The organism is Agrobacterium sp. 22-223-1, assembly GCF_053522385.1.
On the sequence record NZ_JBNWCN010000003.1, the window covers coordinates 404,781 to 431,473 of the forward strand.

Below are 26,693 nucleotides of genomic sequence, written 5' to 3' on the forward strand. Positions count from 1 at the left end.
TCTTCGAATGCATTTCGAATCGCGCGAAGAGTCGAAGAGTAGCTCGGTTTTCCAGCCTCTATCCGCGTCACAGTTGCGGGCGTTACGTTGGCGCGGTTCGCAAGATCCCGTACGCCCCACTTCAGTGCCGCCCTAGCCATACGGACTTGATCTGCTGTTAACATTAACACCTTGACATAATCTTGGCGCGAAGTCAGACTCGCGATTGTAAATTGCAACGGCCAAGGAGGTGCTAGGCACACCGTCCTTGACCTGACCACAATCTAGCTATCAGGAGCTTGGATCATGGCTGATTCTGAGAATAGCAGAACTTTACCTAAAATTTCGTGCGCAAATGCATTCCCCAACGAGACGTTTGTCGACAACCTGCCAAGCGTGATCAACCGGCGCAATCTTCTGCCGCTGGCCGCACGGATCCTGCCGATGCTGCTCAACGATCTTCCCTCGCGCACGATTGCCGGACCGGTGCATGCCAAGGAGCTGTGGCCGGACTGGTATGACATGTATCAGCAGCGCCTTGCCGCCGAGCGGGAATGCCGGGAACTTGAGGCGCGACTGCTGGAAGAGACCGGCGGTCGTCCTGCTGTCGTGATTGTAGTTGACGATGGTGGTCCGTCGGTCGGGACGGTGTCCTCTTTCGGGGAGATCAGGGAACTGGCGCCGCGCATCGGTGCTGGAGCTGCAGAAAGCGCGCGTCTGGAGTTGCTGAGACTGAGACGGGTATGGAATGCGGCTGACCGTCGCATCGGTTACAGCGCCAGTCTTGCGAAGGCGCAGGACCTTGCCCGGTTCGAGGGTATTGCCGGGCGTGTGCTGATTTCGCTGCAGCCCTATTACATCCACGACATTGCCGCCAAGCTTCACTGCATGCTGGTGATGTATGATCCGGAGCTTCGCAATGAAGAGACCCCATGGCCGGAACTGCGCAAGATGCTGCGTGAGCTGATCCAGCCGCACTGGTCTGTGATCGAGCCGCAGTCGCGTATCCGCCTGCTGAGGCCGAAGACGCGCGAGAGGCGGTTTCAGGAGGAACGGGACAGGATTGCCGTGTGAGCGGCGCTGGAGCGGGCTGAGAGGGCGCGGCAGCGGTCTGTGGTGACGCACAGTATCGTCACCGGGCCTTCCGCGCCCTGCTATGGTCAACCAGCGAAACACACCCTGCCTATGCGGCGAGGCTCGTCACAAGATAAGCGGATGCCAGAAGCAGGCTGACGACGGTGAAGAATATCAGGGCTGCCGCCAGTTCATCGAACCTGCCGTCGCGTTCACTGCGATTCCAGTCGTAGGCCATAACCAACCTCCATCGTTGCTGTGAGGGAAGGGTGGTCCGGTATGGTTAATGAAATCCTGATATTTGCGGGCTGAATATTGCCGGTATGATTTTGCATTTGGCCGTCCGACGATGGCGCCGACCCTCAACCGGCTGGCTTGACGAGGCTGATTTCGGTTTCGCTGTCGAGGACGATATGCAGGTCGCGTATCATGGCGGCTGCCTGCAGCAGGGCGATCGCTGCGCCATCCGCGTTCGATTGACAGGGCAACGGTGTGGATGTCGAGGAGACTGTCACGGCCAGGACCGGATGGAATTCCGATTGTTTCGCGCATGTCGCGGATTGTGGTGACGGCCCGTTCCAGCATACGCCGCTTCTGCCAGCCATGGAGGTGATCGAGCCTGTTGGCGTCGCGGATGAGCTCGGCAATGAAACTGTTGGTCGGGGTCATGGGACGAGGTTGCCGCGTTGGCTGACTGGCGTCAACGCAGGACCGGCAAAGAAAAGTTGAGGGTCGAATGATGCTGTGATGCCGGTGCATCAGGACAGCGCACCAGGGGATGGTGCTTTTTCGAAAATATCAATGATGTATTATTAAAAGATATCAGAATATTATGATGTTTTCTGAAAGTTGTTTATAAAAGTGTGGCGCCAAGTAATCCCACCGCGAAGTCCATAGAAGATCGCGTTGGGGAATTTCACGACCGGCCATTGGCGAGGAGGCGTGATCCTACCGAGCACTATCTGTAACAGCGCGCAGGGTAGCGTGATGCAGTAGCCATCCGCGACCATCCAGGAGTTGCAAGAATAACTCCCACGGCCACAAGATCACGTCGTGTCAGCATAAATGTGCATATCTCCATGACATTACCATTGGCGAGGTGCCTGCCGAACAATGGGACCAGAAACCGCTCGCAGCGATGCTTTCAGATAGATTTATCGAATGCATCTGCCTCGCTTTGAGTGGTGAACGTGAATGTGACCCGTTCACTATCATCGTCCTGACGGATGCCAATTGCAGTCACAATCAACCGGGCGATCTCATCCTGAGCTTCACTTCCCGACCGAAACGAATTCACCGCTTTCTCGATGGCTGGTGCGAATACTTCGCTGATTACACCGAGGCGCATGTTGTGTTTCATGATGATGTCCCGATCCTCGATGATCGCTGCCTGTTCAGCTTTCGGGATTCCGGCATTGTCCATTGCGGTTATCGTGGCATTGGTCGCAAGCTTGATCGGACCCTCCTCAAGCCACCGATCAACCATCTGATGGAACTGGCGCATACGCGCAGCGGGGATTATTTTCTCTATAGTGATCGACATCTGCGTTCCTTTGTCAGCTTCCATGCATAACGATACACACTCCCTAAATAAGGGACCGGCTATCGTAATCATCGAGTACTTGCGCGAGCAGTGTGTATGGGGTCGAACAATAAGCTTCAACGCATTTGTGTTGGAGGTCAGCCCGCCGAAGAAAGTCGTGCGGAGCGAAAACGACGGTTCAGGGTGACCACATGCGCAATGGTCGACCATGGAGAGGGTGAGGCACCACGCTATCTCTTTGAAATCGGGACAACGAAAAGGATTTTGAGCATGACGCAATCAGTCCAGAGCGTCGAGTTAGTCGAAATTCACGGCTTCGGGAGCCCAGGTGAGTATGAACGTTTTAATCGTTGGCTAGATGCCGTCATCACGAGCGGCGCGTGTATTGAGAAATCGCGGGGTCTGGTTGCCGATGGGTTGAAACACGGTCGCCGCGAAATTCAGTTTCAGAACGGCGAAACTTGGAGACTTGATCCGCCCGATTTTCCTTTTCGAGGATCATGGCAGGCGATATCGACCAGTGCTTGAAGACCGCGGTGCGCCGATATTGTTGATTTAGTCGGACATATGAAGCGTTGAACGGCGCTAGTGATGAAAGTCCTGCCTGATTGCCTCGTTTCCGGAGCTTTGATCGTTAATTATGGGTGCCTCGTGCGGCACCATCAGGTGATTTATGCCGTCGCCGGGCATGGATCGGCTAATGGAGGTCGCAATTTAGCGAGCTTCCTGAGGTGCCATTGAGGCCAAGACGGGAGAACCAGCGATAGGCAAGATTGAGGTGGACCTCATCGCAAAGACGCCGCTCCGACCGGATGCCCATGCAATAGCCGACGAGCAGCATCCGCATCATCAGTTCCGGATCGATGGAAGGCCGACCGATCGAACGGTAGAAGGGCTTGAGCTTCTCTCTGATATCACCGAGGTCCAGGAAGCGATCGATGCCACGCAGCATGTGATCGCCGGGAACATGATCGTCTAGGCAGAAATCGTAGAACAACTGCGCAGGTTCATCTTGAATGCCCATCATCGCGATGCTCTCCTCTCGAAGCCACGCAACGTGAAGCACAGCCGAGTAAGCCGATCAATTGCAAACTAAAAAGAAAACAAAGGGTTGGCAGTTCAAACATCGGAAAGTGGCTTGCCGGCATATCGTGATGCAAATAGTCTCATTGGAATGAAGCATTCCGAGCTATGTGCCATCGCCCACAACATCGCTGACTCGCTCGCGAGCGGACAGGGGTTTCTTATTGGCTATTTTCCAACAGAAATTTTTGCCGAAGTGGCCCAAAGCGCCGAAGGCCATATATCCGTTGATTTTTTAACTGGGCAGATCACCGGGGGTCAACCTTCAGACACTCTTCGCAAAGCAATTGCTCTCTATGTCGAGGCAACTCCCGCGTTTTTCGAGAAACATGGAGCTTCAATTTCCGACGTCCGCGAGGTCATTGCTCGTTATCACGTAAAACGCTTGGAAAATCGGTTCTCAGTGATTGTCGAGGACGCTCGTGGACGAAGGTCGTCCGCGGAGTACGGAGGCATACCCGGACAGCGGCTGAAGACACTCGATGAACTTGGCCGCATCCGGCCGAAGACGGCCTGATACCCGAGTGAAAAACCGCCCAACTAAATCAACAGTATCCGCCAATTGCTGTCATCCGTGCCGCGCTAGATCAGTGGCGAGAACAATATTCGGCACCTGGATGCCTTCGAACTCGAACAAGAAGTCGCCAGCTTGGTGGAAGCCTTGAGACCCATAGAAGGCCAACGCATCTCGGTTGGCGTGGTGTACAGTGAGATACATGCTCCGGTGTCCGCCCGCAGCGGCTACATCCATCGCGTGGCGCAGAAGCTCCGTACCGATACCCTGTCGCTTGTGATGCCGACGCACATACAGCGTCGCCAGCTCTACCGTGCCATATCGCAGATCGAGCGCCGTCGGTTCGGTGGTCAGCTTGAGATAGCCTTTGACGAAGTTTCCGGCCGTGTACACGAACATATGGATGCTTCTATTCGACAAGGCTTCCGTGAACGCTCCAGGGGAATACTCCTCCAGCAGATGCGCCGCGAAGGCCGGGGAAACACCCTCCGTCGCGTAGGTGTCCAGCCACACCTCGGTCGCCAGTACCGAAAGTATTCCCGCATCTTCGACATCGGCTTTTTGAATGGCTGGATGCATAACCTACCCCTTGGACCCCTCGTATGGAGGTTGAGGATAACTCATCTCCGACTCACTAGGCTATCTTCATGGCGCAGAAGCGCCAGAAGCGGACATCTAACGCAATCGTATTTCTTGTTACACCACGACCGGCGGAGGAGCAGTCAGGACCCAGTCACCAAGGCGGTAAAGTTCGTGAGCGTCACATGGTCGGCCATACCCGCCAAACTGGAATTTTATCAAGTTGGTGGCAGAGGGATGAGGAACGCCATTCCAGCTTTGGAGGTATAGGCTATGGAGCAAAAAATAGGCCGCCCCACTTGTTGCGCTGGTTCATTTTCCGCCGGCGTCGGCTTTTAAACGAAACCCAAACATCGCGTATATCATATCTTCGAAAGTTGCCTCGTCTCTGACGAAGAAGGTCCTCATGCCAAAGAAAATGGCGAAAGCATTCATCATCAAAAAAAAGCTAACGACGCACCCCAGCCAGACGGGGAAAGCGAAGTAGACATATACCGGAATGAGAATAAAGAACCCTCGATAAACCTCCTCGTACAAATACGTCAAACACATTGCCGGTAGGCTGAAGGCGCTTGCAAGGACAAGAAGATAGGGCAAGAGCAAATATGTCTTGTCGCCTTTGTAAATTTTGAACGCTCTGCGAGCTAAATCGGTCTTCCTCACGGGCACTCCGCAAATTTAAAATGAACAAAGCCGAGCAAAAACACCAAAATCCATACGACTTTGAAAACCTTTTGTCACTTCAGGTTTTCTCACGTCGGACACCCACGCGGCCGCTTGCAGAAAATGCGCCAGCACGGGTCGTCACAAGGTCGACTGCGGCGACCCCGTGTGCGGCCATCACGGTAGTCGAGCACGTTGGGCCCACGCGTCGAAGCTGGCCCCACCGTTGTGCAGAAAGCAGGCTTTGGTGATAATTCCTAAATCGACAAGATTGTGTAGGCGAATGTCTCAGATATCCGGCGAAGCAGTCCTGTCCTACGGCCACCAGGTGTCAGTTACTCCAACCAATCTGAAACCGGTCAAATCGGACTTCACTAATGGGATGTCCCGACGGGTCGAGTCTGATCGAGCGAAGCACGAGGTTCAGGTTGGCAGAGTAATATTGTTCAAAGATTATCGGAGACAGTCCTTGCAGCTCCACGCGGCTTTTCACCACCCAAACCGGATACGAGCATAATCCAATTGTTTCCTCGGCCCATTTTTCGAAGGTGATGGTGGTCGTGCCCGCAACCGTTTTCTGACCATTTAGGAACAGCGTTGTACCGGATCGCCAATTTCCCTTTAATGGTAAATCATCGAGCGTCGTCGCATCCGAGTAGGTCAGCTCTTGCAAGCCCTTCGCGCTGATCCGTTTGGTGACGAGCAAGGGGTGCAGATATTCCGCCGATATCGGCTCTAGTGAAGCGTGCCGTGCCATCAGGCGCTGCTCGGCTAACCCTGATTGCGTCGGTTTGTAGAAAACGGAGAAAAATGGTTGCTCTCTGGTGAGGAGCACGCCCTGCTTGGTTTCCTTTGGGGTCAAGCAATGTCCAAACGCTGGAACAGCTGAAACTATACCAGCCAACAGAAATAAACTTCTCAGCACAGCCGACCTCCCTAACCTGCATCGCGTACCGCTACCATAACGCGTAAAAATAGTCATTCGAGCGAATTTTTGTGCCCCGCACGGCTTCGGTCCAATATCGACGAATGATGATATAGGCCGGTTCGTGCCCATGGTGCGATGAGGCAGGGGGCGTGGCGGAGATTTGGTCATGGACACCGCCACACTGCATGCACGCTATCCTTGGAATAGAGGCATTTTAGCCGGCCAAAAGCGTCCACTTCAGCCGAAGAACGTCTGTTCAATCCGAGTCCGTCTGGAATTGAGTGGAGCGATCCGAGAGCTGGCCCTCTTCAACCTTGCCCTCGACAGTAAGCTTCGCGTTTGTGATCTTATTAGGCCGAGGGTCGAAGATTTGTGGTCCTGCAGCTCTATACGTGACCGAGCTACGATCATTCAGAAGACAACAAAGCGGCCTTTTGCAGATTGAGGTTGCCGAACAAACGAAGAGCTCGATCGCGGCGTGGCTCCCATTGGTGCAAAGGCGGGCGGTATCTATTCCCGAGCCGCCGGAAAACCGCTTCGGGCCAAGAGGCGTCTGCCGCTCAGCGCCGAATCCGGATATCGTTCGCAACCGCCGAAAAGCCGACTGTCATCGAGGCAGATAGTTCGTCACACAAGGTGGTATGGTGATTTACGATTGACGGTTTACAAAAGTCTGTCATTGCGGCTAAATCGCCCTATGAGTACGCGACACAACATGACCGTCAATAATAATGCCCCCTCCGGGGTCATGGATGGTGTGTGCGCGGTTTAGCGTAGCTCATTAATCACCATAGCCCTGCCGGTTTCGGAAGGGCTGTAGGTTTGGCTTCTCCGTATCGGTTTTTTCCTGGAGAAAGTCATGTCGCATCCCTTCCTTTCGCACGATTGCCCGATTTCAGAACTGCCCCTTAGCATCGGGCAGCGTGTCAAGCTGCACGGATTCGTCGATGCCATTCGCGATCAGAAACACATGCGTTTCATTATCCTGCGTGATGGAACAGGCAAGGTTCAGCTTACTCAGAACAAGGACAATAAAGCTCTCACCACAGCACTCGACGCACTGACACCCGAAAGCGCACTCATGGCCACCGGTACGGTCGTTGCTGCCCCGGCAGTAAAACTCGGTGGCCTGGAAGTCATGCTCGACGGCGCTGAAGTGTGTGGGCTGGCCGATAGCCTAATACCCATTGCGCGCGATTCCGGCCTCGAAAAATGGCTGGACCACAGGCAGGTAAGTTTGCGCTATCCGGAGCAGCAACTGGTATTTGCTGTACAGACGACCTTGGAAGAGGCGATGCGCGAGTTCTGGAAGCAGTACGGCTTCCGCGAGATTCACTCGCCCAAGCTGATGGGGACTGCAAGCGAGTCGGGAGCTGAAGTATTCTCCGTCAAATACTTCGACACCACGGCCTTCCTCGCTCAGTCGCCGCAATTCTACAAGCAAATGGCTATTGCCGGTGGCATGGAAAAGGTATTTGAGATCGGTCCGGTCTTCCGTGCTGAGCCCTCCTTCACATCTCGGCACGAAACCGAGTTCACCTCCATCGACATGGAAATCAGCTGGATCAAAGACCACCATGAACTGATTGACTTTGAACAACACTGGCTGGCTCATTCCATCCAAGTGGTCGCGGAGGTTCATGGCCCCGATATCGAGGCTCGTTTCGGCGTAAAGGTGAATACACCTACATTACCGTTTCCCCAGGTGACTTTTGCCGAGGCACGCGAAATCCTTGACCAGCTCGGTCACGTACCGACGCGACAGGACGACCTTGACGCTGAAGGTGAGCGAATCCTCTGCGAACATATTGCGGCACAAACGGGGCATGAGTTCTTGTTTATAACCGACTACCCGGCGAGCAGCCGGGCCTTCTATCATATGCGCCATGAGGGTTGCCCTGACATTACGAAGGGCTTCGATCTCCTCTGGCGTGGCCTTGAAATCACGACTGGTGCGCAACGGGAGCATCGCCGCGACCGCCTTGTTGCGCAGGCAGAGCAACGCGGATTGAAGCTAGACGGCCTATCCGACTATTTTGATTTCTTTCGGTTTGGCTGCCCGCCCCACGGGGGTATGGGGGTTGGGCTTGGTCGCATCATGATGCGCCTTCTCAACGCCGCCAGCATAAGGGAGGTCACATTGCTCAGCCGGACACCGAAGCGGCTGCGGCCCTAAGTGACCGCTACATGTACCAGACGGCGCGCGCTGATCGCGCGTCGTCTGGTGCTGCTTCAGAACCCATAAGTCCGCTTAGGCCACATGAAGCCGTGGGGGAACGCCCTGCAAGAGAACTTCTGTGGTTGCCGCCCGTTATGCAAGAAGTTTTTGTCCATCTGAACGTGTGATCGAGTGCGGTCTTCTGTCAGGCCTTTAATTGCGGCATTTCGAAAGACCGCTGGCCGGTATGGTGATCTGCGGATCAGGTCCAAATCTACTTTCCGAGCTGTAAAGCTCATAGTCCTAACTGGTTTTCCGGATCCAGATCGGTTCGATCATTGCGCCCATTCAGGTCATCGACTTCTCACACCTCTTCACCAGCATCAGCGTATTCAGCTCGCATGGATCATGCCGCCGCTGACAACGCTTGTTCCCGGTAAGCTTCCTGTTTCGTCAGCATGGCCCAGATTCTCCGCGCCATCTTGTTTGCCAGCGCGACAGCCACGAGCATTTTCGGCTTGCGCGCCAGCAATCGAGCAAGCCATGAACCTGGTGCCGCCGGTTTACGGCTTGCCACTCTTACATGCGACATTGCGCCGATGATCAAAAGCCTGCGTATGTCAGCTTGTCCCGCCTTCGACACGCGGCCGAGCCGCTCCTTCCCGCCAGAAGAGAATTGCCGTGGTACCAGTCCGAGCCACGCGGCAAAATCACGGCCGGACCGGAATGTCGTCATTGCCGGTGCGAATGCTTCAATCGCCAGCGCGATCATTGGACCGACACCGGGCATGGTCTGAAGGCGCTGTGCAGCGGCACTATCTCTGGAGGCATTGGTCAGTTGTACCGTCTTGTCCTCGATGCGGGTCGTCTTTTCGTCGATCTGCGCGAGTAAATCCCGGCATTCCTCCCGCACGATATCCGGCAAGTCTATCGCTTCATCGCGGATGATCGCATCAATGCGCTTAATATGGCCGATACCTTGCGGAACGATTTGTCCAAATTCGTAGAGCATGGCTCGCAGGGCATTCACCAGTTCGGTGCGCTGATGAACAAGACGCTCTCGTCCCCGGAACAGAACAGCCCTTGCTTGCTGATCCCGCGTTTTGGGTTCTACAAACCGCATTTCCGGCTGGCGTGCCGCAATTGCGATCGCTTCAGCGTCGGCCATATCGTTCTTCTGGCGTTTGACAAACGGGCGAACATATTGCGTGCAATCAGCTTCACCTCGTGGCCATAGGCCGTTAATTCCCGTGCCCAGTAGTGTGCACTGCCACAAGCTTCCAGAACAACAACGGCTGCCGGCTGACGCTGCATGAATTGAACGAACTGACCGCGCGACAGCTTCTTCCGAAATCGCAGTTCGCCCGTCATCGATGTTCCATGAAGCACGATGATATTCTTTGCCAGATCAACCCTGATCATTGTATCCTTCATTTGCCGCTCTCTCCGTTTCGTGGCCTCAACACCACCTTTTTGGCACATTGCGATGCCGTCTGGGGAGGGCGGCAACCATCCCATCTACTTTGGGACGCTTGCGAAAAAAGTCAGCTGCCTTTCTCGCTACGATGTCATGGATAGCAGTTCTTGAAAGTCCTTTTGGATCGGCGAAAAGTTCCGGGGCAGCGGTCAGCCCGGTTTCAGAACCTTCGGGCAAGAACGTGTAGTGGCCAACGCCGCCGCTTAGAACCTCGGTCTTACAGAGCGGTATGTGTTCGGACGGCCATTGGCAGCATTGCCTGGGTGGAGCGATCGTGTCTTCGTCCCCACCTATCAATTGAACCGGTATCCTGATGTGCCGAAGACTGTCTTGTGAGAAGCCTAAGACAGAACGTCCCGGCGCAATGCCGAGCGCCGAACGGACTCTAGCCTCCGAGAAGTCCGCGCGGCGTCGATCCCAGGACGCCCGGAAAACCGGATTTCCATAAAGGTTTGGGAGTTCATCGGCGAGGCTCGGAAACTCTCGTGGCCCTCTGACAGGGCTTTTCGACGGGTTGTCCGGCTCGAACTGTGAGAACGCAACGCGCGCACCGGCCAACAACAGAGCGGTGTAGGCTCCGGCGGAAAAGCCCGCCGCAAATATCTGATTATTGATCTCAACTCCTAACTCGCTCCGCCAACTAGACTGGTCAAGAATGGCCTTCAAGTCAGCGGCTCGCTCCCACATGCAGAGAAACCCTTCGGCGCGGTACGGTTCTGACCCTGTGTTGCCGTGATGATCAATCGCCAATGCGATGTAGCCTCGCTGAGCCAGCCGAAAGCCAAGCCACTCAAGAGCGGCCGCTGTGGCTCCTGTCCCATGCGAAAGGAGGACTAGCGGAAAAGAATCATAGGCGCGGGATGCTGGCGCATTGACAATGACGGCTTCTCTTCTGAACCACGACGTTTCCAAAGGGACATCCGCGACTGATCCTACATCAGCGGGATACCACGCAGTCCATACCAAAGGACGAGCGGCTGTCCCGTCCCAACTTCGACGTAGAGGATCGACTGTAAAGCCTGACTTTAAACCAACTAGCATGCGATCCTCGGGAGTTCCCGTTATCGTAGCATAGTTTTAGCGCGATGCGGTCCGACTAACTAGAGACCCACCTCAGATGTCTCCATTGGGCCGAAAGCGGAAGATCGGTCGCTTCCGGAAATGCGCCAGGTGGCGCCAGGCTCGTCTCCGCGTTGCCATTTTCGCTCCTGCAATCGAATACCGTGGCAAGCCGGACCTGGTGTTCGCCGTCTCGCAGTGCGGGCGTCAGGTCGGATATATTGACCCATTGTAACGGGTCATTTACGGCGGGTTTCCAATTAATTGACCCATTATAATGGGCGCTTCAGGCTCATTCTTGCTGGCTGCGGAGATTGCAACACCGGTTTCCAGGCGTGTTCAGCGTGACAAGCGCTGCTCATCATCGATCAGGATCAGCTGATGCGGGAGAGTGTCTCCCCATGTCCAGAGAACGACGTTGAGGTCGGTATCAGTCGCCCCCGGAGCAAAGCTTCTGACGATCAAACCGCAAAAGCCCTCGTTTTTCAGAACCCGGGCAAGACCTTGTGTGGGTGCTTCACCGAAGACATTCATGTCGTCTCGCCAGGTCGGGGTGCCGAGAGTTTGAGCGTCAATACCACGATCATGAAGCAGGGGAACATCGCGCGTGTCAAACAGCGGTGTAATGTCCGCATCGCAGGAGACGAGAGTTGTGGGCTGTAGGCTGCCCGCCTGATTTGCTTCCTTCAATGCCGTGAGGACTGTCACTGACGTGTAGAGGGCAGGCATACCTTTCGGATTGAATCTGCCGCCATAAAGCCCGGCCCCTCGTCCGGAGAGCGGCTCACGAGCGTAAACGGGATTAAGCGCCCGGTAGAGTTTACCCTGGTAGTGCATCAGGTCAGGCATGCACGCCAGCGTCGATTGCGTCGATGTATTCGAGTACTTCGTGAGCGCGCCCGTCTCGAACAAGCTGCATTGCCGTGTGGCCAGAAAAGCCTGAGAGAGGCTGTGAGCGATACCATGCATATGCCATGAGCGCGGAGCCGAAACGGGCCTCGACCTTGTTGATGACTTCAATCATTTCGCGCAGTCGCCGTTGGGTTTTGTCCGACTTGATGCGTTCCTTGCGTTGTACGGCATCTTTGCCCAACCCGGCACTGCGAGCGATATCGTCGCTTGTTGTATGAAGAACGTCAGCGATTTTTCCTGGCGCGAACAGCCCGTTGTCAGCATATTGTGCGAGAGCCATGATCGCCTCCTTTGGTTAGCCAAAGATATTGACGCAATATAGCGTCAAAATTACAGGCGTTCAAGGTTCACGTGCCCTTATCTCTGCAAGCGGCTATGTCTCAACGCTGGATGCTGGTGGCTTGGATAAGACGGACGTTGCCTACATTGCGCTTTGGCTGACGTTCCCCGTGGTGGTAGTTGTGGCTGCCTGTGTCTTTGAGAGGTTTTATCGAGCGGCCCTCTACGATGTGCTGAAGCTGTCCTCGAGCCGATCTGAGGTGACGGATGGCTGATTTCAGCTCTTCCATTACCAATCAGCGAGGTATTGACTTCCAATTGTCATGGTTGATAATTCCAATCGACAAGGAATTGGAAACGGGTATGTTTGAGCGTCTGGTTGAGTATCGGGTGGTGGAGGCCCTTTCGGACACCCCGGTGGTCCTGATCGTGGGGCCACGCCGGGCGGGCAAGACCACCCTTGTGCGGAAGATGGGTGAGGCTGGGCGGAGCTATATCACACTCGATGACCAGACGGTGCTTGATGCCGCGCGGTCCGATCCGGTTGGTTTCATTCGCGGTCTCGATCGTGCCATCATCGATGAGATTCAGCGCGCGCCTGATCTGTTGCTGGCAATCAAGAAGACGGTTGACGAAGACTATCGGCCCGGCCGTTTCCTCCTGACCGGGTCTGCGAATGTGCTTACATTGCCGCGGGTTGCGGACAGTCTGGCGGGCCGGATGGAAACCATTCGGATGCTCCCTCTGGCTCGGGCGGAAATAACAGGCCAGGCGCCGCATTTCCTTGAGCGCCTGTTCGCAGGGAAACTGCATGGGGACCGTGAGGCGATTGTCGGTGATGATCTTATCAAACTTGTGCTGTTTGGAGGTTTTCCCGAGGCGATCAGCCGTGAGAGCGAACGGCGACGGCAGGATTGGGCCAGATCTTATCTGACGTCGGTTCTGACACGCGACCTCAGAGATATCGCCGAGATCGAGAAGCTGACCGAGCTGCCAAAATTCGTTCGACTGCTTGCGGAGCTTTCAGGGCAATTGATTAATTATTCGCGGCTCGGCTCCAGCATTAACGTCAGCCACAAAACGGGACAGCGCTATGTCGCGCTACTGGAGCAGGTCTTTCTCGTCTCGACATTGCAGCCCTGGTATACGAACGTGCTGAAGCGGATCGCCAAAACGCCGAAGCTGCATTTCCTCGACTCCGGCCTCCTCGCTACGGCGCGTGGGTTGACCTTTGATCGGGTGAAGGCGGACCGCGGTGTATTTGGTGCGCTTCTGGAGAGCTTCGTGTTCGCCGAGGTCCTGAAGCTCATGACTGCGTCCGATCTGCGGCTGACACCGTATCATTTTCGTGACCAACAAATGCATGAGGTGGATATCGTCCTGGAACGGGACGATGGCATGATCGTCGGGATCGAGGTCAAGGCGTCGGCGACGGTGAAATCGAGCGATTTTGCCGGACTGCGGACCTTGGCCGAAGCGTGTAAGGATCGGTTTGCCTATGGCGTTGTGCTTTACGATAGCTCTGATCTCGTGCCCTTCGGCGAGAGGTTAGCCGCCGCGCCTTTATCCGTCTTGTGGAGATGAGTGCAGCAATCAGTGGTCTGATCAGGCTGCCGCTCTGAGGTCGAAATTCGCGTGGATCACGTCGTAGGGTACGTGAACCTTTCCGTCTTCGGTTTGTTCGAAGATACCCCAGTCCGACAACGCGGACACGTCCTCGTGCACACGCTTGACGTCACGTTCGACGGATCGGGCAAGTCCGCGTATGCTGGATGGGCAGATCTTCTGGAGATGTTCAATCAACTCCCGCCTTTTGGGTGTGATGACAGAAAAAAGCTGGGCAGGCGACGAGAAGGTGAAGACTGCCGCGGGCTCTGAGGGATTACCTGAGCGCATTGCGTTCGTTGCCCTGTCAAAGGCCTCATCGAGGGCCGTTTCGCTGTCTGCTCTGATTTGAATCAAGGCTTCTCTCATGGTTTCTGCCTCCTCGTGATTATCTCCTTCCGAAAATCGGACAGGAGGGCATCGGTCGTTGTGAACATGTAGGGATGCTCTTCGCCGTCAAGATGACGATGATCGCCTTTGCCGCGTTCGTTGTCGAACCCGACGATACGCCTGCCGTCCTTGCCATAAAACAGTCGATACTCGAACAGGTGCGTCCTACCGCGAACGGGTTCCGGCACCTGTAGCAAAATTATAAAAATTCTTGAAACTTTCACAAATTGGAAGTATCAAGAATTATGTCTTCGTTGGTGGACCAGATTTCTGCAGCCGGATTGGCTGATCGTTTTCTGAATGACCGGCAACTCGCCGAGTTGCTGGGCGGCAGTGACGCGCGCCGTTATGGCCTTGTCAACCGCGCTTTGAAAGACGGGTCCCTCATCCGCCTGAAGCGTGGTTGTTATGTGCTGGCGCGACGCTATCGACGTGACCCGGTTCATCCGTTTGCCGTCGCCCAAAACCTCGTGCCGGGCAGCTATATCTCTTTCGAAACAGCACTGTCGTTCCATGGATGGATTCCGGAGGCGGTGTTTGTTACGGCCAGTGTTTCACCTGGACGGAAAAGCCAGGATTTTTCGACGCCCGGGTTCGGGACCTTCAGCTATCATCCTCTGGCGATCAACGATTATCGGTTCATGACGAGTGTTGACCGTGTCCCGCTCAACGGCTCGATTGCGTTCGTTGCCCGGCCTCTTCGGGCGCTTATGGATCTGGTAGCGCTTCGCAAGGTGGAGTGGAGCGGGCTTGAATGGCTGACGATTGGTATGAGGATCGAGGAAGATGCCCTTTTCGGATTGCGACGTACGGATTTTACGGCATTGAAGCCGGTGTACAAGCACAAGGCTGCGAATGCCTTTCTCCGGGCGCTGGAAGGCGCCCTGATGCCTTCCAGGCGTCTGCATGATCTCGAGGTCAGGGCATGATTGAGATTATCCGGGACAAGCTTCGGCAATACGCGGCGGAGAGTGCAATAGAGGAAGAGAATGCCGTCAAGGAGATACTGCAGGAGGTCGTACTCTACGCTTTGTGGCGGGGCGATTTTTTCGATGTGGCTCTTTTTCAGGGGGGTACAAGCCTTCGCATTCTTCATGGCCTGCCGCGTTTTTCCGAGGACCTCGATTTTCTTCTGCGGGCTCCCGACACGGGTTTCAACTGGTCTCCTTATCTCAAGGTTCTGACGGATGTTGTCAGCCAGTTCGGGCTGGAATTGGAGGCACATCCCAAGGTGCGGATGGATACGGCGATCCGGCAGGCTGTTATCAAGGATGATTCCATCGCGAGCCAGTTGGATCTGTCATTTGCGGGAAGAGGTAGACCCAAGACAATTCGTATCAAGCTTGAGATTGACGTTAATCCGCCTGCGGGATCGGGTGAGGCAACTACCTATCTTGATTTTCCGGCTGATTATGAGGTCCGCCATCAGGATTTGCCTTCCAATTTTGCGCTCAAGATACACGCTCTGCTATGCCGCGGATTTCTCAAGGGGCGTGATTGGTTTGACTTCTCCTGGTATGTGTCCCGCAGCGTCTCGCCGAATCTGGACCTTTTGCGCAATGCGCTGATGCAGGCTGGTCCATGGGCGGGAGATGAGACTGTCCATGTAGATGCTGCCTGGCTGAAAGCGGCTCTTTCAGAAACGATCAAACGTATCGACTGGAAAGAGGCTGCCGGGGATGTTCGACGGTTTCTTCGTCCAGCTGAGCTTAAATCCACGGATCTTTGGAGTGATCGTTTTTTTCTTGCCAAGCTGGAAAAGCTTTGAAGCTTTCCGATATTCTTGTGTTCGTAGAAGGCAGGCGAATTGTTTCGTCGGTTACGTTTTGCAAATTATATATTTTCGTTTTTTTTGATTTGACGGATTTATCAGTAACCTGAATCCGTGCTGACGAGGGCGTCATTCAGAAATGCGCCTGCGGCGCGGTGGGTCGATGGGGAATGGTTTTGCTGCAGCACCCGAATCAATACATATATTTTTATATTTATACTTTTTGGATGGAATATTGTTTCACATTGTGACGTGGTGAGGGCGATTCCTGCCGGTCGCAAAATGAAGTTGGTTTAAACATATATATACATATGGATGGCCGAGCAAACATATAATTTATGTACTTGTTTACCTGGCGGATTGCTTTGCCTGGACGGATGATTTATGCAGGTTTGTGCGGAAACTAGGGATTTTACCGGGAATCTGACTGGGGACTGATTGAAAGAGTGGGTTTGTTTTGGTGGCAATCGATCATAATAACAATATCATGATATTGTTATTATGATCGATCGTCACTCGAATCTGATCTCTGCTTCAATCAATTCCATCTCACTCATATAGTTTCCGCGCACAACCATTCTCCAGCAAGATCGACAATTTCAACATAAAAATCATATATTTACACGTTATCGTCCCGCAATCCGCAAATTGCAGGCCGTAAAAGCAAGATTCTGGTCACAGATTTTCATCCGCCCTCAAATATTCCTATAGAATTCAACGCAGCGTATATTTTATATGTATCTGCATATGTATCTATATAAATATATGTTTATGGAATCCTCCCAGGTCGAAGGGGTACTTCCCTCTTCATCTCGGTTTTCAAATCCAAATTCTTCTTCTGGTTGTGTAAATATTGCTTTTTGCGTCGACGATTCATAATCTTCGCCACCCTTCGCCTCATCAGGGCTGTATCTGCACGAGCTGCAAGAACGTACATTTCATAGAGACCCATTTGAACACGCCTTTCCTATCACGCGACGCAGTTGCGACCGTGTCTTGAGCTTCATCTCTTTTCCCATCAGCCTTTCAGCTCGATGGGCATTGCAACAGGGCACTGAAAATTGCCACCTGGGGAAATAAAGACACTTATCAGTGCCCCGCATCCACAATCCATCGCGGAATAGGGAGAGTATAGGGCAGGCAAACAGGCCGGGGATGAAACAAAGAAAACGAGGGTGTTCAATAACCACACAGCGGAAAAGCCGACGCATCGAAAAAAGATTAACTAATTGAAATTATTAAATTAAAAAAGACCCTCGAAAAATAAAAATTGAAAATAAAACTTCCCGTTCACGAAATCGGTCCCACGCATCTTTTTGACCGCTCTGCGTCCAAGAACACATCCAATGTCAGAAACATGTTTCTGCAATAAACCATTAGTCGTAAAAATTTTATTTTACAATCAATTCGATTAGTATACCATAGGTATTATTCTATTATATAAATCAATCATAAATTGAATAATGCGAAAGAATTTTTGCCTAGGGCAAAGCACTTGAACATCATTTTAACAAGTCGACGAGTGCCCAAGGAGAATTGACTATGCGACACGTATGGGTCGGATTCTGGGTGTTTTCCGGCATCATCAATTTGCTCGGTTTAGCGGGCCCGTTGTTTATGCTGGAAATCTATGACCGTGTGATTCCAAGCCGTAGCGTCCCAACAATGGTGGCGCTACTGATTTTGCTTGCTGGTTTGTATGCTTTCTCGGGCTGCCTCGATATTCTTCGTGCGCGCATGTTAGCCAGAATAGCCGCAACAATCGACTTGCAGATTTCAAACCGGGTGTTCGCGGCGATTGCAGGTTCACCCTTACTGATCAAGACGAACAATGACGTGCTTAAACCCGCGCAGGAGGCCGACCAGATCAAGGCCTTCTTAGCTGGACCGGGGGTGGCAGCATTGTTCGATCTGCCATGGACGCCGGTGTTCCTGGCTATCTGCTTCTTCCTTCATCCATTGATTGGCTGGCTAGTCGCAGGAACGATGGCCGTGCTCATCACGTTAACGCTGCTATCAAGCATGCTGACGAAACATCGCTCCGCAGAGAATGCCACAGCACTCACCCAGCGGAACCGTGTGGGTGAAGCCGCGCATCGAAATGCTGAGGCCATCGCAGCCATGGGCATGCTGGATCAGGCGACTGACCGCTGGAACGCCGCTCATGACAACGCCAGTTCCATTCAGCGTAAAACCGCCGATCTCTCCGCTCTTTTTGCCGGCATATCAAAAGCACTTCGGCAGATGGTGCAGTCGACAACTCTCGCGCTCGGTGCATGGCTGGTCATTCAGGGCGAGCTATCGGCAGGTGCAATCATCGCAAGCTCCGTTATCGCAGCCAGAGCCTTACAGCCGATCGAACAGATTATTGGTGTCTGGCGTCATATGATCTCGGCTCAGCAGGCGTGGCAGCGACTCAAGGCATTGTGGACAAATTTCCCCACCACCCCAACAGAACGAACAACACTGCCAGCACCTACGAAAACGCTGCGAGTAGAAGCCGTGTTCGCTGCACCTCCAGGCGAGCGACAGCGTATGACGATACAAAATGTAAGTTTCAGAGCAGAGGCTGGAAGCGTAGTAGGTATTATAGGGCCAAGTGCATCCGGCAAGTCTACCCTAGTTCGGGCCATCACCGGCGCATGGCCTATAGCACGCGGTCGCGTCTGCATTGACGGGGCAGCGCTCGATCAATGGCCCGCTCACGACCGTGGTCGCCATATTGGATATATGCCACAAAGCTCAGACCTCTTCCCGGGCACGATAGCGGAGAACATAGCCCGACTTGATCGCTTTGCCGATCATGCTGATATCATCGCCGCCGCCCAGGCCGCCGGTGTGCACGACATGATCGTATCCTTGCTTAACGGCTACGAGACGCAGGTAGGTGATGGTGGGGCAAACCTCTCAGCCGGTCAGCGCCAACGGATCGCTCTTGCTCGCGCCCTATTTGGCAAGCCTTTTCTGGTCGTCCTCGACGAGCCAAACTCCAATCTTGATGTCGACGGCGACCGGGCACTGACCGAGGCCATTGCCGGCGTTAAAGCCCGTGGCGGTATCGTCCTTGTGGTGGCACACCGTAACAGCGTCATGTCGCAAATCGATTTTCTGCTTGTCGTGGAACAGGGTACTGTCCGCGCCTTCGGGCCACGAGATTCAGTCCTGAAATCACTACAGCAACAAGCGCCAAGACAGCGTCTCGCGACCGCGCCAGCTCTAGCAGTTGTCGCAGGAGAGGATACGTAGCCATGGCAAACGAGACAAAATCTGACCTCGCACGCTCTCTGCACCGGCATCTTCTCGCCGGCACAGCCGGCATCATTCTCCTGTTCGGCGGTGTTGGCGGATGGGCAATGAACACCGAACTGTCTAGTGCGGTCATTGCCCCGGGAATCTTGATGGTGGATGGCAATGCCAAGAAGGTACAGCACCTGTCTGGAGGCGTCGTCTCTCAGATTCTCGTCAGGGAGGGGCAGACAGTTGAAACAGGTGACGTCTTGATACGGCTCGATGCAACCGTAGCACAGGCGAACCTGATCACCACTTCCCACAAGCTCAACCAACTTTACGCCCGTCACGCGCGACTGGAGGCAGAACGTGATGCAAAACTGCTCGTTGCTGTTCCCCCAGAACTTCTATCACGGCTATCGCTTTCCGATGCAGATGCATTGATGGCCAGCGAACGACGGCTGTTCGAGGATCGCCGTACCTCACGAGAAGGCCAGAAGACCCGGCTGCGTGAGCAAATCAAACAGCTTCAGCAGCAGATCGTCGGCGTTGAAGAACAACGGAATGCGAAAACCGAAGAAACAGACCTCATAGAACAGGAGCTCTCTGGCCTTCGCCGGCTGTATGCATCGGGCGCTATTCCGTTGAGCCGTGTGAACAATCTCGATCGCAATGTGGCACGTCTACGCGGCGAGTACGGGCAGCTCGTGGCATCGATAGCATCGGCACGGACCCGCATTTCCGAAACAGAGGTGCAATTGCTACAGATCGATCAGCAAATGCATGCTGAAGTAGCGACGGAACTTCGCGACGTTGAGAACCAGCAGGTCGAGCTCCGCGAAAAGGAGGTCACGGCTCTTAATGAACTGAAGCATCTCGATATCAAAGCGCCAATTGCGGGGGTGGTCCATCAGCTTATGGTTCATACCGTCGGTGGCGTGATCACCGCTGCTGAACCTCTAATGCAAATTGTCCCGCAAGAAAGCACGCTCACTGTGGAGGCACGCATCGCACCGCAGGATATTGACCAGCTGGCTGTCGGCCAATCAACAACGCTCCAGCTGACGGCGTTCAACCGTAATACGACGCCGGAGATCGCAGGCTCAGTTATCCGCATCTCCGCCGACTTGGAAACGGACCAAGTTACCGCCACAAGTTTTTATAAGGCAGGAATTGCCATACGCGACAGCGATATCCGGCGAAACGAAGGCATCGAGTTGGTTCCCGGCATGCCTGTCGATGTCTTCATACGAACGGGAGACCGCAAGGTCATTTCATACTTCACCAAGCCCATGCGCGATCATATGCAGCGTGCGTTTCGGGAAGAATGACAACGACATTCGCGACGGGTTTGTCGCGAGGCAGATACGGACGCAGCAGACTATGGCCTGGAAAGCAGAGCTGCCGCGCCCGTCCGAAACCGGCGAAATGGTTCGCCGGCAACCCAAGGAGTGTAACATGCCTACACGCAACGGAACCAATGTAGCAGAACTTATCGATCTAAGAAATGAACCGTCAACTCCTCCCGCCGACTGGCCAGAACATCAGGCTTGGTGGAGTGTCTATGCGCTCGGCGGCAACGATACGGTCTACGGTACGGCACACAATGACTGGATCGACGGCGGCGCCGGCAACGACCTTCTCCGTGGCTATAACGGCAATGACAATCTGGAGGGCGGTGCTGGAACCGACTATCTCTACGGTGGCTATGGCAACGATCGCCTCTCTGGTGGAGCAGACAACGACAATCTCTACGGTGAGGCCGGCGATGATTGGTTGGACGGAGGAGACGGCAACGACCGGTTGGAGGGCGGAGCAGACAATGACGTCCTCGTAGGCGGAAACGGGAACGACGTCATGCTGGGCGGATCAGGAGACGATCAATTTTTTGGTGACGCAGGCAACGACATCATGCTCGGTGAAACTGGAAACGATCGGCTCTGGGGCAATGCCGGTAACGATGAATATCGGTTTAACGGCCAAGGATTTGATACCATTAACGATGGCGTTACAAACGGCGGCACAGCGCGGACTGACGCAACGTATGATACCCAAGATGTTCTCGTCGTCAGCTATGCTGCTAACGATCTGGCGTTTCAGCAAAACGGAGATGATCTATGGTTCTATTCTATTGCCGATTCTGCCGATTCTACGCTCAATAGTGCCGCTATTATCGAGGATTTCTTCCTCGGCGGCCATTTCGTCGTGGAGTATATCGTTACAGCAAACGGTGCCGGACCGTCGTACGATCTGACGGGCCTTTTGGCAGCTTAACCAAAGCTACGCCGCGACAATCGAGGGGACCTGCGGTCCCCTCACCAAACAGCTCTCGACCACTGTAGGTATCGTCGGATTACTGAGAGGCCAGATATTCTGCACGCCTATGCTTCATTTCCTGAATAAGACCATATTTAGGATCAGCGCGCATGGCATCGTAGTCAATCCAAGGCTTCGGCTGTTCAATCTTGGGCAATGCAGAAAATTCTGCCTGTGTCAGCGCCGTCTCGGATTTGACGACACGGCCTCCCAAAAGTTCTGCAATCTGATCAGCACGAGCGTGTGCCAAGTTGGGGCCATTCGTTCCATCCACCTCGCCAGCAAGGATGCCGTGCAGCCTGCGGCCAAGAGCATCATCACTGGAGACGCCTCCCTGATTGTCGATTGTCGCCACAATTTGACCGCCGACAACTACGGTCGCATAGGGCTTGATCCCACCATAATCCGAGAGATCAGGCGCTTCTGGAAAGCGTGTATAATCCGCTTCCAACAGCATCTCACGACTGCTGACGATTCTCTGAAAGAAGTCTTCGGACATTTCCCAAACAGGCGTCCCTTTCAAGACGGAGGAAACCGCAGTAGGGCTTAGGGCTGAGAGCTTTTTCTGAAAATTGAGTGTCGCGGCTGAAGGCCTGCTGTCAATGATGGTATCAGGGTTATCAGAGCCAATCTGGCTTTTTTTATCCTGCCATACCGCAGAGGAAGCGTGAGCCTCACGACCCTTGGCGGTTGCTTTTTCCGTTCCGTTGTAACGAAGACCGGAGGTATAATCTTCTGTTGATCCAATCGTAGACATCGAAATAACTCCAAATGTATTTTTATCTTCGCTCAATCGAAACTGTAAAATCTATTGTATTATCTGCCTTAAATACTTAACGCGACCGTCCTCATACCGCGCATAATCTTGCTTCCAGCCTTGGATTTCCGCATAACGCAGGTCAGCCTTCATAGCCACATGATCAATCGTCACCTTGGTTTCTGGTATTGGCGGCAGCGAATTAAACTCCCTTTGTGTCAGGGCTGTGCGGGCTTTCTGTACTCGCCCCCCAACGAGATTGGCGATCCGCTCCGCAATTTTTTGGGCAAAATCAGGCCCAGATACGCCATCCAGACCCGACAACAGGTTACGGAGCCGGTTACCTAAAGCGTCGTCGCTTGTCACGACGCCTTGATTATCGATGGTCGCAACTACACTCCCACCGATAACCACGTTCGCATAGGGTTTAAGGCCGGCATAGTTGGAAAGATCAGGAGCTTCATGGGTGCTATACTCGCTTTCCAAACTGCTCATACTAGTCTCGATAAGCTGTTCTTTTGCTTGCATAAATTCATTGTATTGATCCTGCGGCAGAGCAGCGATATCTATCGGCTTAGCATTCGATAAATCGAACATGTACAAGCTGACCAGTTTTCCCTGGAGCTTAAGAGTGACCGTCGAAACGCCAGAAGAATTGTCTCCCCCGGCCACCGACTTTCTTCCACTTTCTTGCTGTGACGCCGTATATGTGCTGGCGGTGCTGTTATCCGTCTTTTCAGTCCCACCGTAGCGACCAGTGGAGCTATAATATGCTGTCGATCCAATAGTGGTCATGGCAATTCTCCTACATCTACGACCCAAATCTGGCAGATGAGGCTTGCGCCAACCTATCCGTGTCATATTTAAAAAACACAACCATAAAATCTAAAAAACAACATACTCATTTAGCATCACCTCATTCCTTCGCCCAACGCCTCCAAAATCTCATATGCCGCAGAAACCCGCTCCTCATTGGGATAGTTTTTATTGGCCAGAATGACGATGCCCAATTTCTGCTTGGGTATGAACGCCGCATAAGCGCCGAAACCATTGGTGGAGCCGGTCTTGTTGATGAAGACATCCTGCCCCGGCTTCATGGGTGGTGAGATTTCAGATACCGGAACAGTCTTGAGCAGGGCGCCGGAGTTCAACTCTCTCAATGTCTTCAGCGGTGCGGGATGGGCATATTGCTCCCAGACCATGTCCTGCGTCATGGCGCCGACGCTGAAATATCCCGTATGGGTGTTGGTGAGCGCCTGCTGGATTTTTCCGTCCAGCTTTTCCAGTCCCATATTCGCATTGACGAAACGGATCATGTCCTCCGCTGTCGATCTGACGCCGTAGGCTTCCGAGGAGAGAACGGCCGGTGTCATGCGGGCGGGTTCGCCGGTTCGCTTATAGCCCTGCGCGTAATCGGCCATCTTTGCCTCAGGTACCACGGTGAAGGTGTTCTTCAAGCCCAGCGCAGGGAACAGAGTATCTTTCATGGCGTCATCGAAGCTTTGGCCCATGGCCTTTGCGGTGATGTATCCGAGCATGCCGATGCTGGGATTGGCATAAGTTCTGTGTGTTCCGGACTTGTATGAGGGTTTCCAGGCCTTGAGATAGGCCAGCAACTGCTGTTCCGTCTTGACGTTATCCGGCACCTGCAACGGAAAGCCGCCGGCGGTGTGGGTACCGAGTTGCATCAGTGTGACATCACCGAAGGGCTTGCCCTTCATGGAGGGAAGATAATCTTCAACTTTGCCGGAGAGCGAAAGCTGGCCATTCATTTCGGCATAGGTGCTGAGGGTGACCGTGAAAGTCTTGGAGATAGAGCCGAGTTCGAAAAGCGTCTGCGCCGTCACCGGCTGGCCCGAGCTTTTGGACATGACGCCATAGGTGAAGACGTGGCTTTCACCGTCGACACTGATACCAACGGCAAGACCCGGAATGCCGTTTTTCTCCATGACCGGTTTGATCGCGGCATCCGTTATCGCTTTCAGCTTCGCATCATCGGCGGCGAGCGCCTGCGAAAACAGGCCCGTCGAAAGCAAAGTGGCCAGTGCGATATGTCTGCGATTAAGTTTCATCTTTCGCGTTCTCCAAAACCTTGGGTGGATTTTCAGCCCGTGGGCCGTTCCCAGCGAAAGACGTTTAACCGGCCTACATTGCACGAACAAATCATGATATCTCGGAGGAGACACAAGAAAATCTAGGTCTTGAATGGTTCGGCAATTTCTTCCCCTGAACGGCTTACGGGCTTTTGAAGCATCGGCGCGGCACCTGAGCTTCACCCGCGCGGCCATCGAATTGTGTGTGACGCAGGCGGCTGTGAGCCAGCAGGTGAAAGGGCTGGAAAAGCGGCTTGGCGTTTCGCTTTTCCAGCGGCTTCCGCGCGGGCTGAAGATTACCGCCGAAGGCGAGGCCCTGCTGCCGACGGTAACCAGCTCCTTCGACCAGATGGCGACGACGCTCGACCGGATCGAGGCCGGGCAGGTGCGCGAATTGCTGTTTCTGGGTGTTGTGGGAACCTTTGCCGTGGGCTGGCTGCTGCCCCGGCTGAAGGCGTTTCAGAAGCAGCATCCCTTCATCGATGTCAGGGTTTCCACCAACAATAACCGGGTGGATATGGCGGCTGAAGGGCTGGATTTTGCCATTCGTTTCGGCCAGGGCTCCTGGCATGGCACAGATGCCTTTCGGTTATTCGAGGCGCCGCTCTCCCCGCTCTGCACGCCGAAGCTGGCGGAGACGCTGAAAACGCCCGCTGATCTGATGGAAGCGACGCTGCTGCGCAGCTACAGGGCCGATGAATGGAGCAACTGGTTTGCGGCGGCAGGGGTGACGCCTGCGGCGCAGGTGAATGCCGGCATTGTTTTCGATACGTCTCTGGGCATGATGGAGGCGGCCCTGCAGGGGCTGGGCGTGGCGCTGGCGCCGCCATCGATGTTTTCGCGGCATCTGGCCTCCGGCGCGATCATCCAGCCTTTTCCGGTTACCATTTCGCTCGGGAGCTATTGGCTGACCCGGCTGCAATCGAAACCGCCGACACCCGCCATGCAGGCCTTTTCCGGCTGGATGTTCGAGAGCATCGGCGCTGCGGGATAAGGCTTATGCCAGGGCGAGCAGAACGCCGCCGGCCGCGCAGAGGACCACAACGGCCCATGGCGGGGTTTTCCAGATCGTCAACAGGATGAAGCCGGTGAGCGCCAGCGTGAAATCCTTCGGGGTGAAGATGGCGCTTGTCCAGACCGGATCATAAAGTGCGGCGCCCAGAATGCCGACGACGGCGGCATTTGCACCGCGCATGGCGGCCTGCGCCACAAGGTGCTTGCGGAACCCTTCCCAGAAGGGCAGTGCGCCGACGAGCAGCAACATGCCGGGCAGGAAGATCGCGACAAGGGCGATCGCCGCGCCTGTAACGCCGTTGGGCTGTGGCCCCACCACCGCACCGAGATAGGCGGCAAAGGTGAAAAGCGGGCCGGGCACGGCCTGGGTTGCGCCATAACCGGCGATGAAGGCATCTTCCGTAACCCAGCCCGTGGCGACGACTTCCGATTGCAGCAGCGGCAACACCACATGGCCGCCGCCGAAGACGAGCGCGCCCGCACGATAAAAGGCATCGAACAAGGAAAGGCCCTGTGACGCCGCGACCGCCGCAAGCAGCGGCAGGAGGCCAAGAAGCAGGGCAAAGGTAGCGAGCGCAATGTATCCGGCGCTTTTCGGCACCCGGAAGGCGAGATGGGTGGCCTGCCGCGCGGCATCCGCGCGACAGAAGACAAGCCCCGCGAGCGCGCCGACGGCAAGCGCCAGGATCTGTCCGAAGGCGCCGGCGACAAACACGACGCAGATGATGCCGGCAAGCGCGATGCTGGCCCGCTCACGATCCGGCGCAAGGCTCTTTGCCATGCCCCAGACCGCCTGCGCCACGACGGCGACGGCGACGATTTTCAGCCCATGCAGGAGGCCGGTGCCGACCGGCCCTTCGATGGAGGCGGCGACCATGGCGAAGAAAAAGAGGAGAATGGCGGATGGCAGGGTAAAAGCCGTCCAGGCCGCCAGCGCACCGAGCGGGCCTGCCCGCAGCAGCCCAAGCGCAAACCCCACCTGGCTGGAGGCCGGGCCGGGAAGAAACTGGCACAGCGCCACGAGATCGGCATAACCGGCTTCGTCGATCCATTTGCGCCGCACGACCAGCTCATCGCGAAAATAACCGAGATGGGCGATGGGGCCGCCGAAGGAGGTGACGCCGAGCTTCAGGAAGGCCGCAAAAACCTCACCGGGTGTGCCGTGTCTCTGGCCGTGCACTTCGGTCTCCATGCTTCGCGTTGACGATTTCACCAAAGAACTCCCTGCGTGCAACGGCTCGTCGTCAACACATATCAGCCTCAAAACGGTT

At 54.7% G+C, this 26,693-nt stretch carries 26 protein-coding genes and 2 pseudogenes; 11 read left to right on the top strand and 17 right to left on the bottom strand.

What is annotated here, in order from left to right:
• Positions 1 to 285 precede the first annotated feature (285 nt).
• A complete protein-coding gene (locus ACQZ60_RS17210) occupies positions 286 to 1,053 on the top strand; it encodes a hypothetical protein (protein WP_448735729.1) in 768 nt (255 codons plus the stop codon).
• Positions 1,054 to 1,162: 109 nt separating this feature from the next.
• Here ACQZ60_RS17210 and ACQZ60_RS17215 read toward each other — a convergent pair whose 3' ends face one another.
• From ACQZ60_RS17215 to ACQZ60_RS17225, 3 genes are all read right to left on the bottom strand, one after another.
• Complete coding sequence (locus ACQZ60_RS17215; protein ID WP_448735730.1) at positions 1,163 to 1,291, bottom strand: hypothetical protein; 129 nt, start codon at positions 1,289 to 1,291, stop codon at positions 1,163 to 1,165.
• 124 nt (positions 1,292 to 1,415) lie between these two features.
• Positions 1,416 to 1,658, bottom strand: coding sequence for a hypothetical protein (locus ACQZ60_RS17220; protein WP_448735731.1), 243 nt, complete (start codon positions 1,656 to 1,658; stop codon positions 1,416 to 1,418).
• 539 nt (positions 1,659 to 2,197) lie between these two features.
• The gene (locus ACQZ60_RS17225; RefSeq protein WP_448735732.1) at positions 2,198 to 2,620 is read right to left on the bottom strand and encodes a hypothetical protein; all 423 of its coding nucleotides are present in this window, start codon (positions 2,618 to 2,620) and stop codon (positions 2,198 to 2,200) included.
• 246 nt (positions 2,621 to 2,866) lie between these two features.
• Between ACQZ60_RS17225 and ACQZ60_RS17230 the strand changes: the two genes are divergently transcribed.
• A complete protein-coding gene (locus ACQZ60_RS17230) occupies positions 2,867 to 3,124 on the top strand; it encodes a hypothetical protein (RefSeq protein ID WP_448735733.1) in 258 nt (85 codons plus the stop codon).
• A gap of 205 nt (positions 3,125 to 3,329) precedes the next feature.
• Here ACQZ60_RS17230 and ACQZ60_RS17235 read toward each other — a convergent pair.
• Positions 3,330 to 3,623 (bottom strand): annotated as a pseudogene (locus ACQZ60_RS17235) (transposase); the annotation flags it as partial.
• Positions 3,624 to 3,707: 84 nt separating this feature from the next.
• Here ACQZ60_RS17235 and ACQZ60_RS17240 point away from each other — a divergent pair.
• Complete coding sequence (locus tag ACQZ60_RS17240) at positions 3,708 to 4,196, top strand: hypothetical protein (RefSeq protein ID WP_448735734.1); 489 nt, start codon at positions 3,708 to 3,710, stop codon at positions 4,194 to 4,196.
• 51 nt (positions 4,197 to 4,247) lie between these two features.
• Here the strand turns inward: ACQZ60_RS17240 and ACQZ60_RS17245 are convergent, their stop codons facing one another.
• From ACQZ60_RS17245 to ACQZ60_RS17255, 3 genes are all read right to left on the bottom strand, one after another.
• Positions 4,248 to 4,772 carry an N-acetyltransferase family protein gene (locus tag ACQZ60_RS17245; protein WP_448735735.1) on the bottom strand — a complete coding sequence of 175 codons (525 nt, stop codon included), beginning with the start codon at positions 4,770 to 4,772 and terminating at the stop codon, positions 4,248 to 4,250.
• Positions 4,773 to 5,084: 312 nt separating this feature from the next.
• The gene (locus ACQZ60_RS17250; RefSeq protein WP_448735736.1) at positions 5,085 to 5,435 is read right to left on the bottom strand and encodes a hypothetical protein; all 351 of its coding nucleotides are present in this window, start codon (positions 5,433 to 5,435) and stop codon (positions 5,085 to 5,087) included.
• 331 nt (positions 5,436 to 5,766) lie between these two features.
• A complete protein-coding gene (locus ACQZ60_RS17255) occupies positions 5,767 to 6,417 on the bottom strand; it encodes a hypothetical protein (protein WP_448735737.1) in 651 nt (216 codons plus the stop codon).
• An 805-nt stretch (positions 6,418 to 7,222) separates the two neighbouring features.
• On the opposite strand from ACQZ60_RS17255, the gene aspS reads away from it, so the two are divergent.
• The gene (gene aspS / locus ACQZ60_RS17260) at positions 7,223 to 8,539 is read left to right on the top strand and encodes an aspartate--tRNA(Asn) ligase (protein WP_448735738.1); all 1,317 of its coding nucleotides are present in this window, start codon (positions 7,223 to 7,225) and stop codon (positions 8,537 to 8,539) included.
• Positions 8,540 to 8,927: 388 nt separating this feature from the next.
• Here the strand turns inward: aspS and ACQZ60_RS17265 are convergent.
• From ACQZ60_RS17265 to ACQZ60_RS17280, 4 genes and pseudogenes are all read right to left on the bottom strand, one after another.
• Positions 8,928 to 9,955 (bottom strand): annotated as a pseudogene (locus ACQZ60_RS17265) (IS110 family RNA-guided transposase).
• 25 nt (positions 9,956 to 9,980) lie between these two features.
• Positions 9,981 to 11,039: an alpha/beta hydrolase family protein gene (locus ACQZ60_RS17270; RefSeq protein ID WP_448735739.1), complete on the bottom strand. Its 1,059-nt coding sequence runs from the start codon at positions 11,037 to 11,039 to the stop codon at positions 9,981 to 9,983.
• A gap of 357 nt (positions 11,040 to 11,396) precedes the next feature.
• Complete coding sequence (locus tag ACQZ60_RS17275) at positions 11,397 to 11,894, bottom strand: RES family NAD+ phosphorylase (RefSeq protein ID WP_448735770.1); 498 nt, start codon at positions 11,892 to 11,894, stop codon at positions 11,397 to 11,399.
• Between the two features lie 4 nt (positions 11,895 to 11,898).
• Positions 11,899 to 12,249: an MbcA/ParS/Xre antitoxin family protein gene (locus tag ACQZ60_RS17280; RefSeq protein ID WP_004444362.1), complete on the bottom strand. Its 351-nt coding sequence runs from the start codon at positions 12,247 to 12,249 to the stop codon at positions 11,899 to 11,901.
• Positions 12,250 to 12,611: 362 nt separating this feature from the next.
• Between ACQZ60_RS17280 and ACQZ60_RS17285 the strand changes: the two genes are divergently transcribed.
• A complete protein-coding gene (locus tag ACQZ60_RS17285) occupies positions 12,612 to 13,832 on the top strand; it encodes an ATP-binding protein (RefSeq protein ID WP_448735771.1) in 1,221 nt (406 codons plus the stop codon).
• Between the two features lie 21 nt (positions 13,833 to 13,853).
• On the opposite strand, the gene ACQZ60_RS17290 is transcribed toward ACQZ60_RS17285, so the two are convergent.
• Both ACQZ60_RS17290 and ACQZ60_RS17295 read right to left on the bottom strand, forming a co-directional pair.
• Positions 13,854 to 14,222, bottom strand: a complete 369-nt coding sequence (locus ACQZ60_RS17290) for an HVO_A0114 family putative DNA-binding protein (RefSeq protein WP_448735740.1) — start codon at positions 14,220 to 14,222, stop codon at positions 13,854 to 13,856.
• Positions 14,219 to 14,467, bottom strand: coding sequence for a toxin-antitoxin system TumE family protein (locus tag ACQZ60_RS17295; RefSeq protein ID WP_448735741.1), 249 nt, complete (start codon positions 14,465 to 14,467; stop codon positions 14,219 to 14,221). The genes ACQZ60_RS17290 and ACQZ60_RS17295 overlap by 4 nt, the downstream gene beginning before the upstream one ends.
• A 21-nt stretch (positions 14,468 to 14,488) precedes the next feature.
• Between ACQZ60_RS17295 and ACQZ60_RS17300 the strand changes: the two genes are divergently transcribed.
• From ACQZ60_RS17300 to ACQZ60_RS17320, 5 genes are all read left to right on the top strand, one after another.
• Positions 14,489 to 15,172 (top strand): type IV toxin-antitoxin system AbiEi family antitoxin domain-containing protein, encoded by a 684-nt coding sequence (locus tag ACQZ60_RS17300; protein ID WP_111793299.1) that lies wholly within the window; start codon positions 14,489 to 14,491, stop codon positions 15,170 to 15,172.
• The gene (locus ACQZ60_RS17305) at positions 15,169 to 16,011 is read left to right on the top strand and encodes a nucleotidyl transferase AbiEii/AbiGii toxin family protein (protein ID WP_111791545.1); all 843 of its coding nucleotides are present in this window, start codon (positions 15,169 to 15,171) and stop codon (positions 16,009 to 16,011) included. Before ACQZ60_RS17300 ends, ACQZ60_RS17305 begins: the two co-directional genes overlap by 4 nt.
• Before the next feature lie 1,545 nt (positions 16,012 to 17,556).
• Positions 17,557 to 19,260, top strand: a complete 1,704-nt coding sequence (locus tag ACQZ60_RS17310) for a type I secretion system permease/ATPase (RefSeq protein ID WP_051671871.1) — start codon at positions 17,557 to 17,559, stop codon at positions 19,258 to 19,260.
• 2 nt (positions 19,261 to 19,262) lie between these two features.
• Positions 19,263 to 20,573, top strand: coding sequence for an HlyD family type I secretion periplasmic adaptor subunit (locus tag ACQZ60_RS17315; RefSeq protein ID WP_448735742.1), 1,311 nt, complete (start codon positions 19,263 to 19,265; stop codon positions 20,571 to 20,573).
• 127 nt (positions 20,574 to 20,700) lie between these two features.
• A complete protein-coding gene (locus tag ACQZ60_RS17320; RefSeq protein WP_197416753.1) occupies positions 20,701 to 21,516 on the top strand; it encodes a calcium-binding protein in 816 nt (271 codons plus the stop codon).
• Between the two features lie 79 nt (positions 21,517 to 21,595).
• Here ACQZ60_RS17320 and ACQZ60_RS17325 read toward each other — a convergent pair whose 3' ends face one another.
• From ACQZ60_RS17325 to ampC, 3 genes are all read right to left on the bottom strand, one after another.
• Complete coding sequence (locus ACQZ60_RS17325; protein ID WP_157078393.1) at positions 21,596 to 22,351, bottom strand: hypothetical protein; 756 nt, start codon at positions 22,349 to 22,351, stop codon at positions 21,596 to 21,598.
• A gap of 15 nt (positions 22,352 to 22,366) precedes the next feature.
• Positions 22,367 to 23,110 carry a hypothetical protein gene (locus ACQZ60_RS17330; protein ID WP_051671874.1) on the bottom strand — a complete coding sequence of 248 codons (744 nt, stop codon included), beginning with the start codon at positions 23,108 to 23,110 and terminating at the stop codon, positions 22,367 to 22,369.
• 116 nt (positions 23,111 to 23,226) lie between these two features.
• Positions 23,227 to 24,387 carry a class C beta-lactamase gene (gene ampC, locus ACQZ60_RS17335; RefSeq protein WP_035261877.1) on the bottom strand — a complete coding sequence of 387 codons (1,161 nt, stop codon included), beginning with the start codon at positions 24,385 to 24,387 and terminating at the stop codon, positions 23,227 to 23,229.
• Between the two features lie 133 nt (positions 24,388 to 24,520).
• On the opposite strand from ampC, the gene ACQZ60_RS17340 reads away from it, so the two are divergent.
• Complete coding sequence (locus ACQZ60_RS17340) at positions 24,521 to 25,402, top strand: LysR substrate-binding domain-containing protein (RefSeq protein ID WP_035261879.1); 882 nt, start codon at positions 24,521 to 24,523, stop codon at positions 25,400 to 25,402.
• A 3-nt stretch (positions 25,403 to 25,405) separates the two neighbouring features.
• Here ACQZ60_RS17340 and chrA read toward each other — a convergent pair whose 3' ends face one another.
• Complete coding sequence (gene chrA, locus ACQZ60_RS17345; RefSeq protein ID WP_448735772.1) at positions 25,406 to 26,614, bottom strand: chromate efflux transporter; 1,209 nt, start codon at positions 26,612 to 26,614, stop codon at positions 25,406 to 25,408.
• Positions 26,615 to 26,693: the final 79 nt, after the last annotated feature.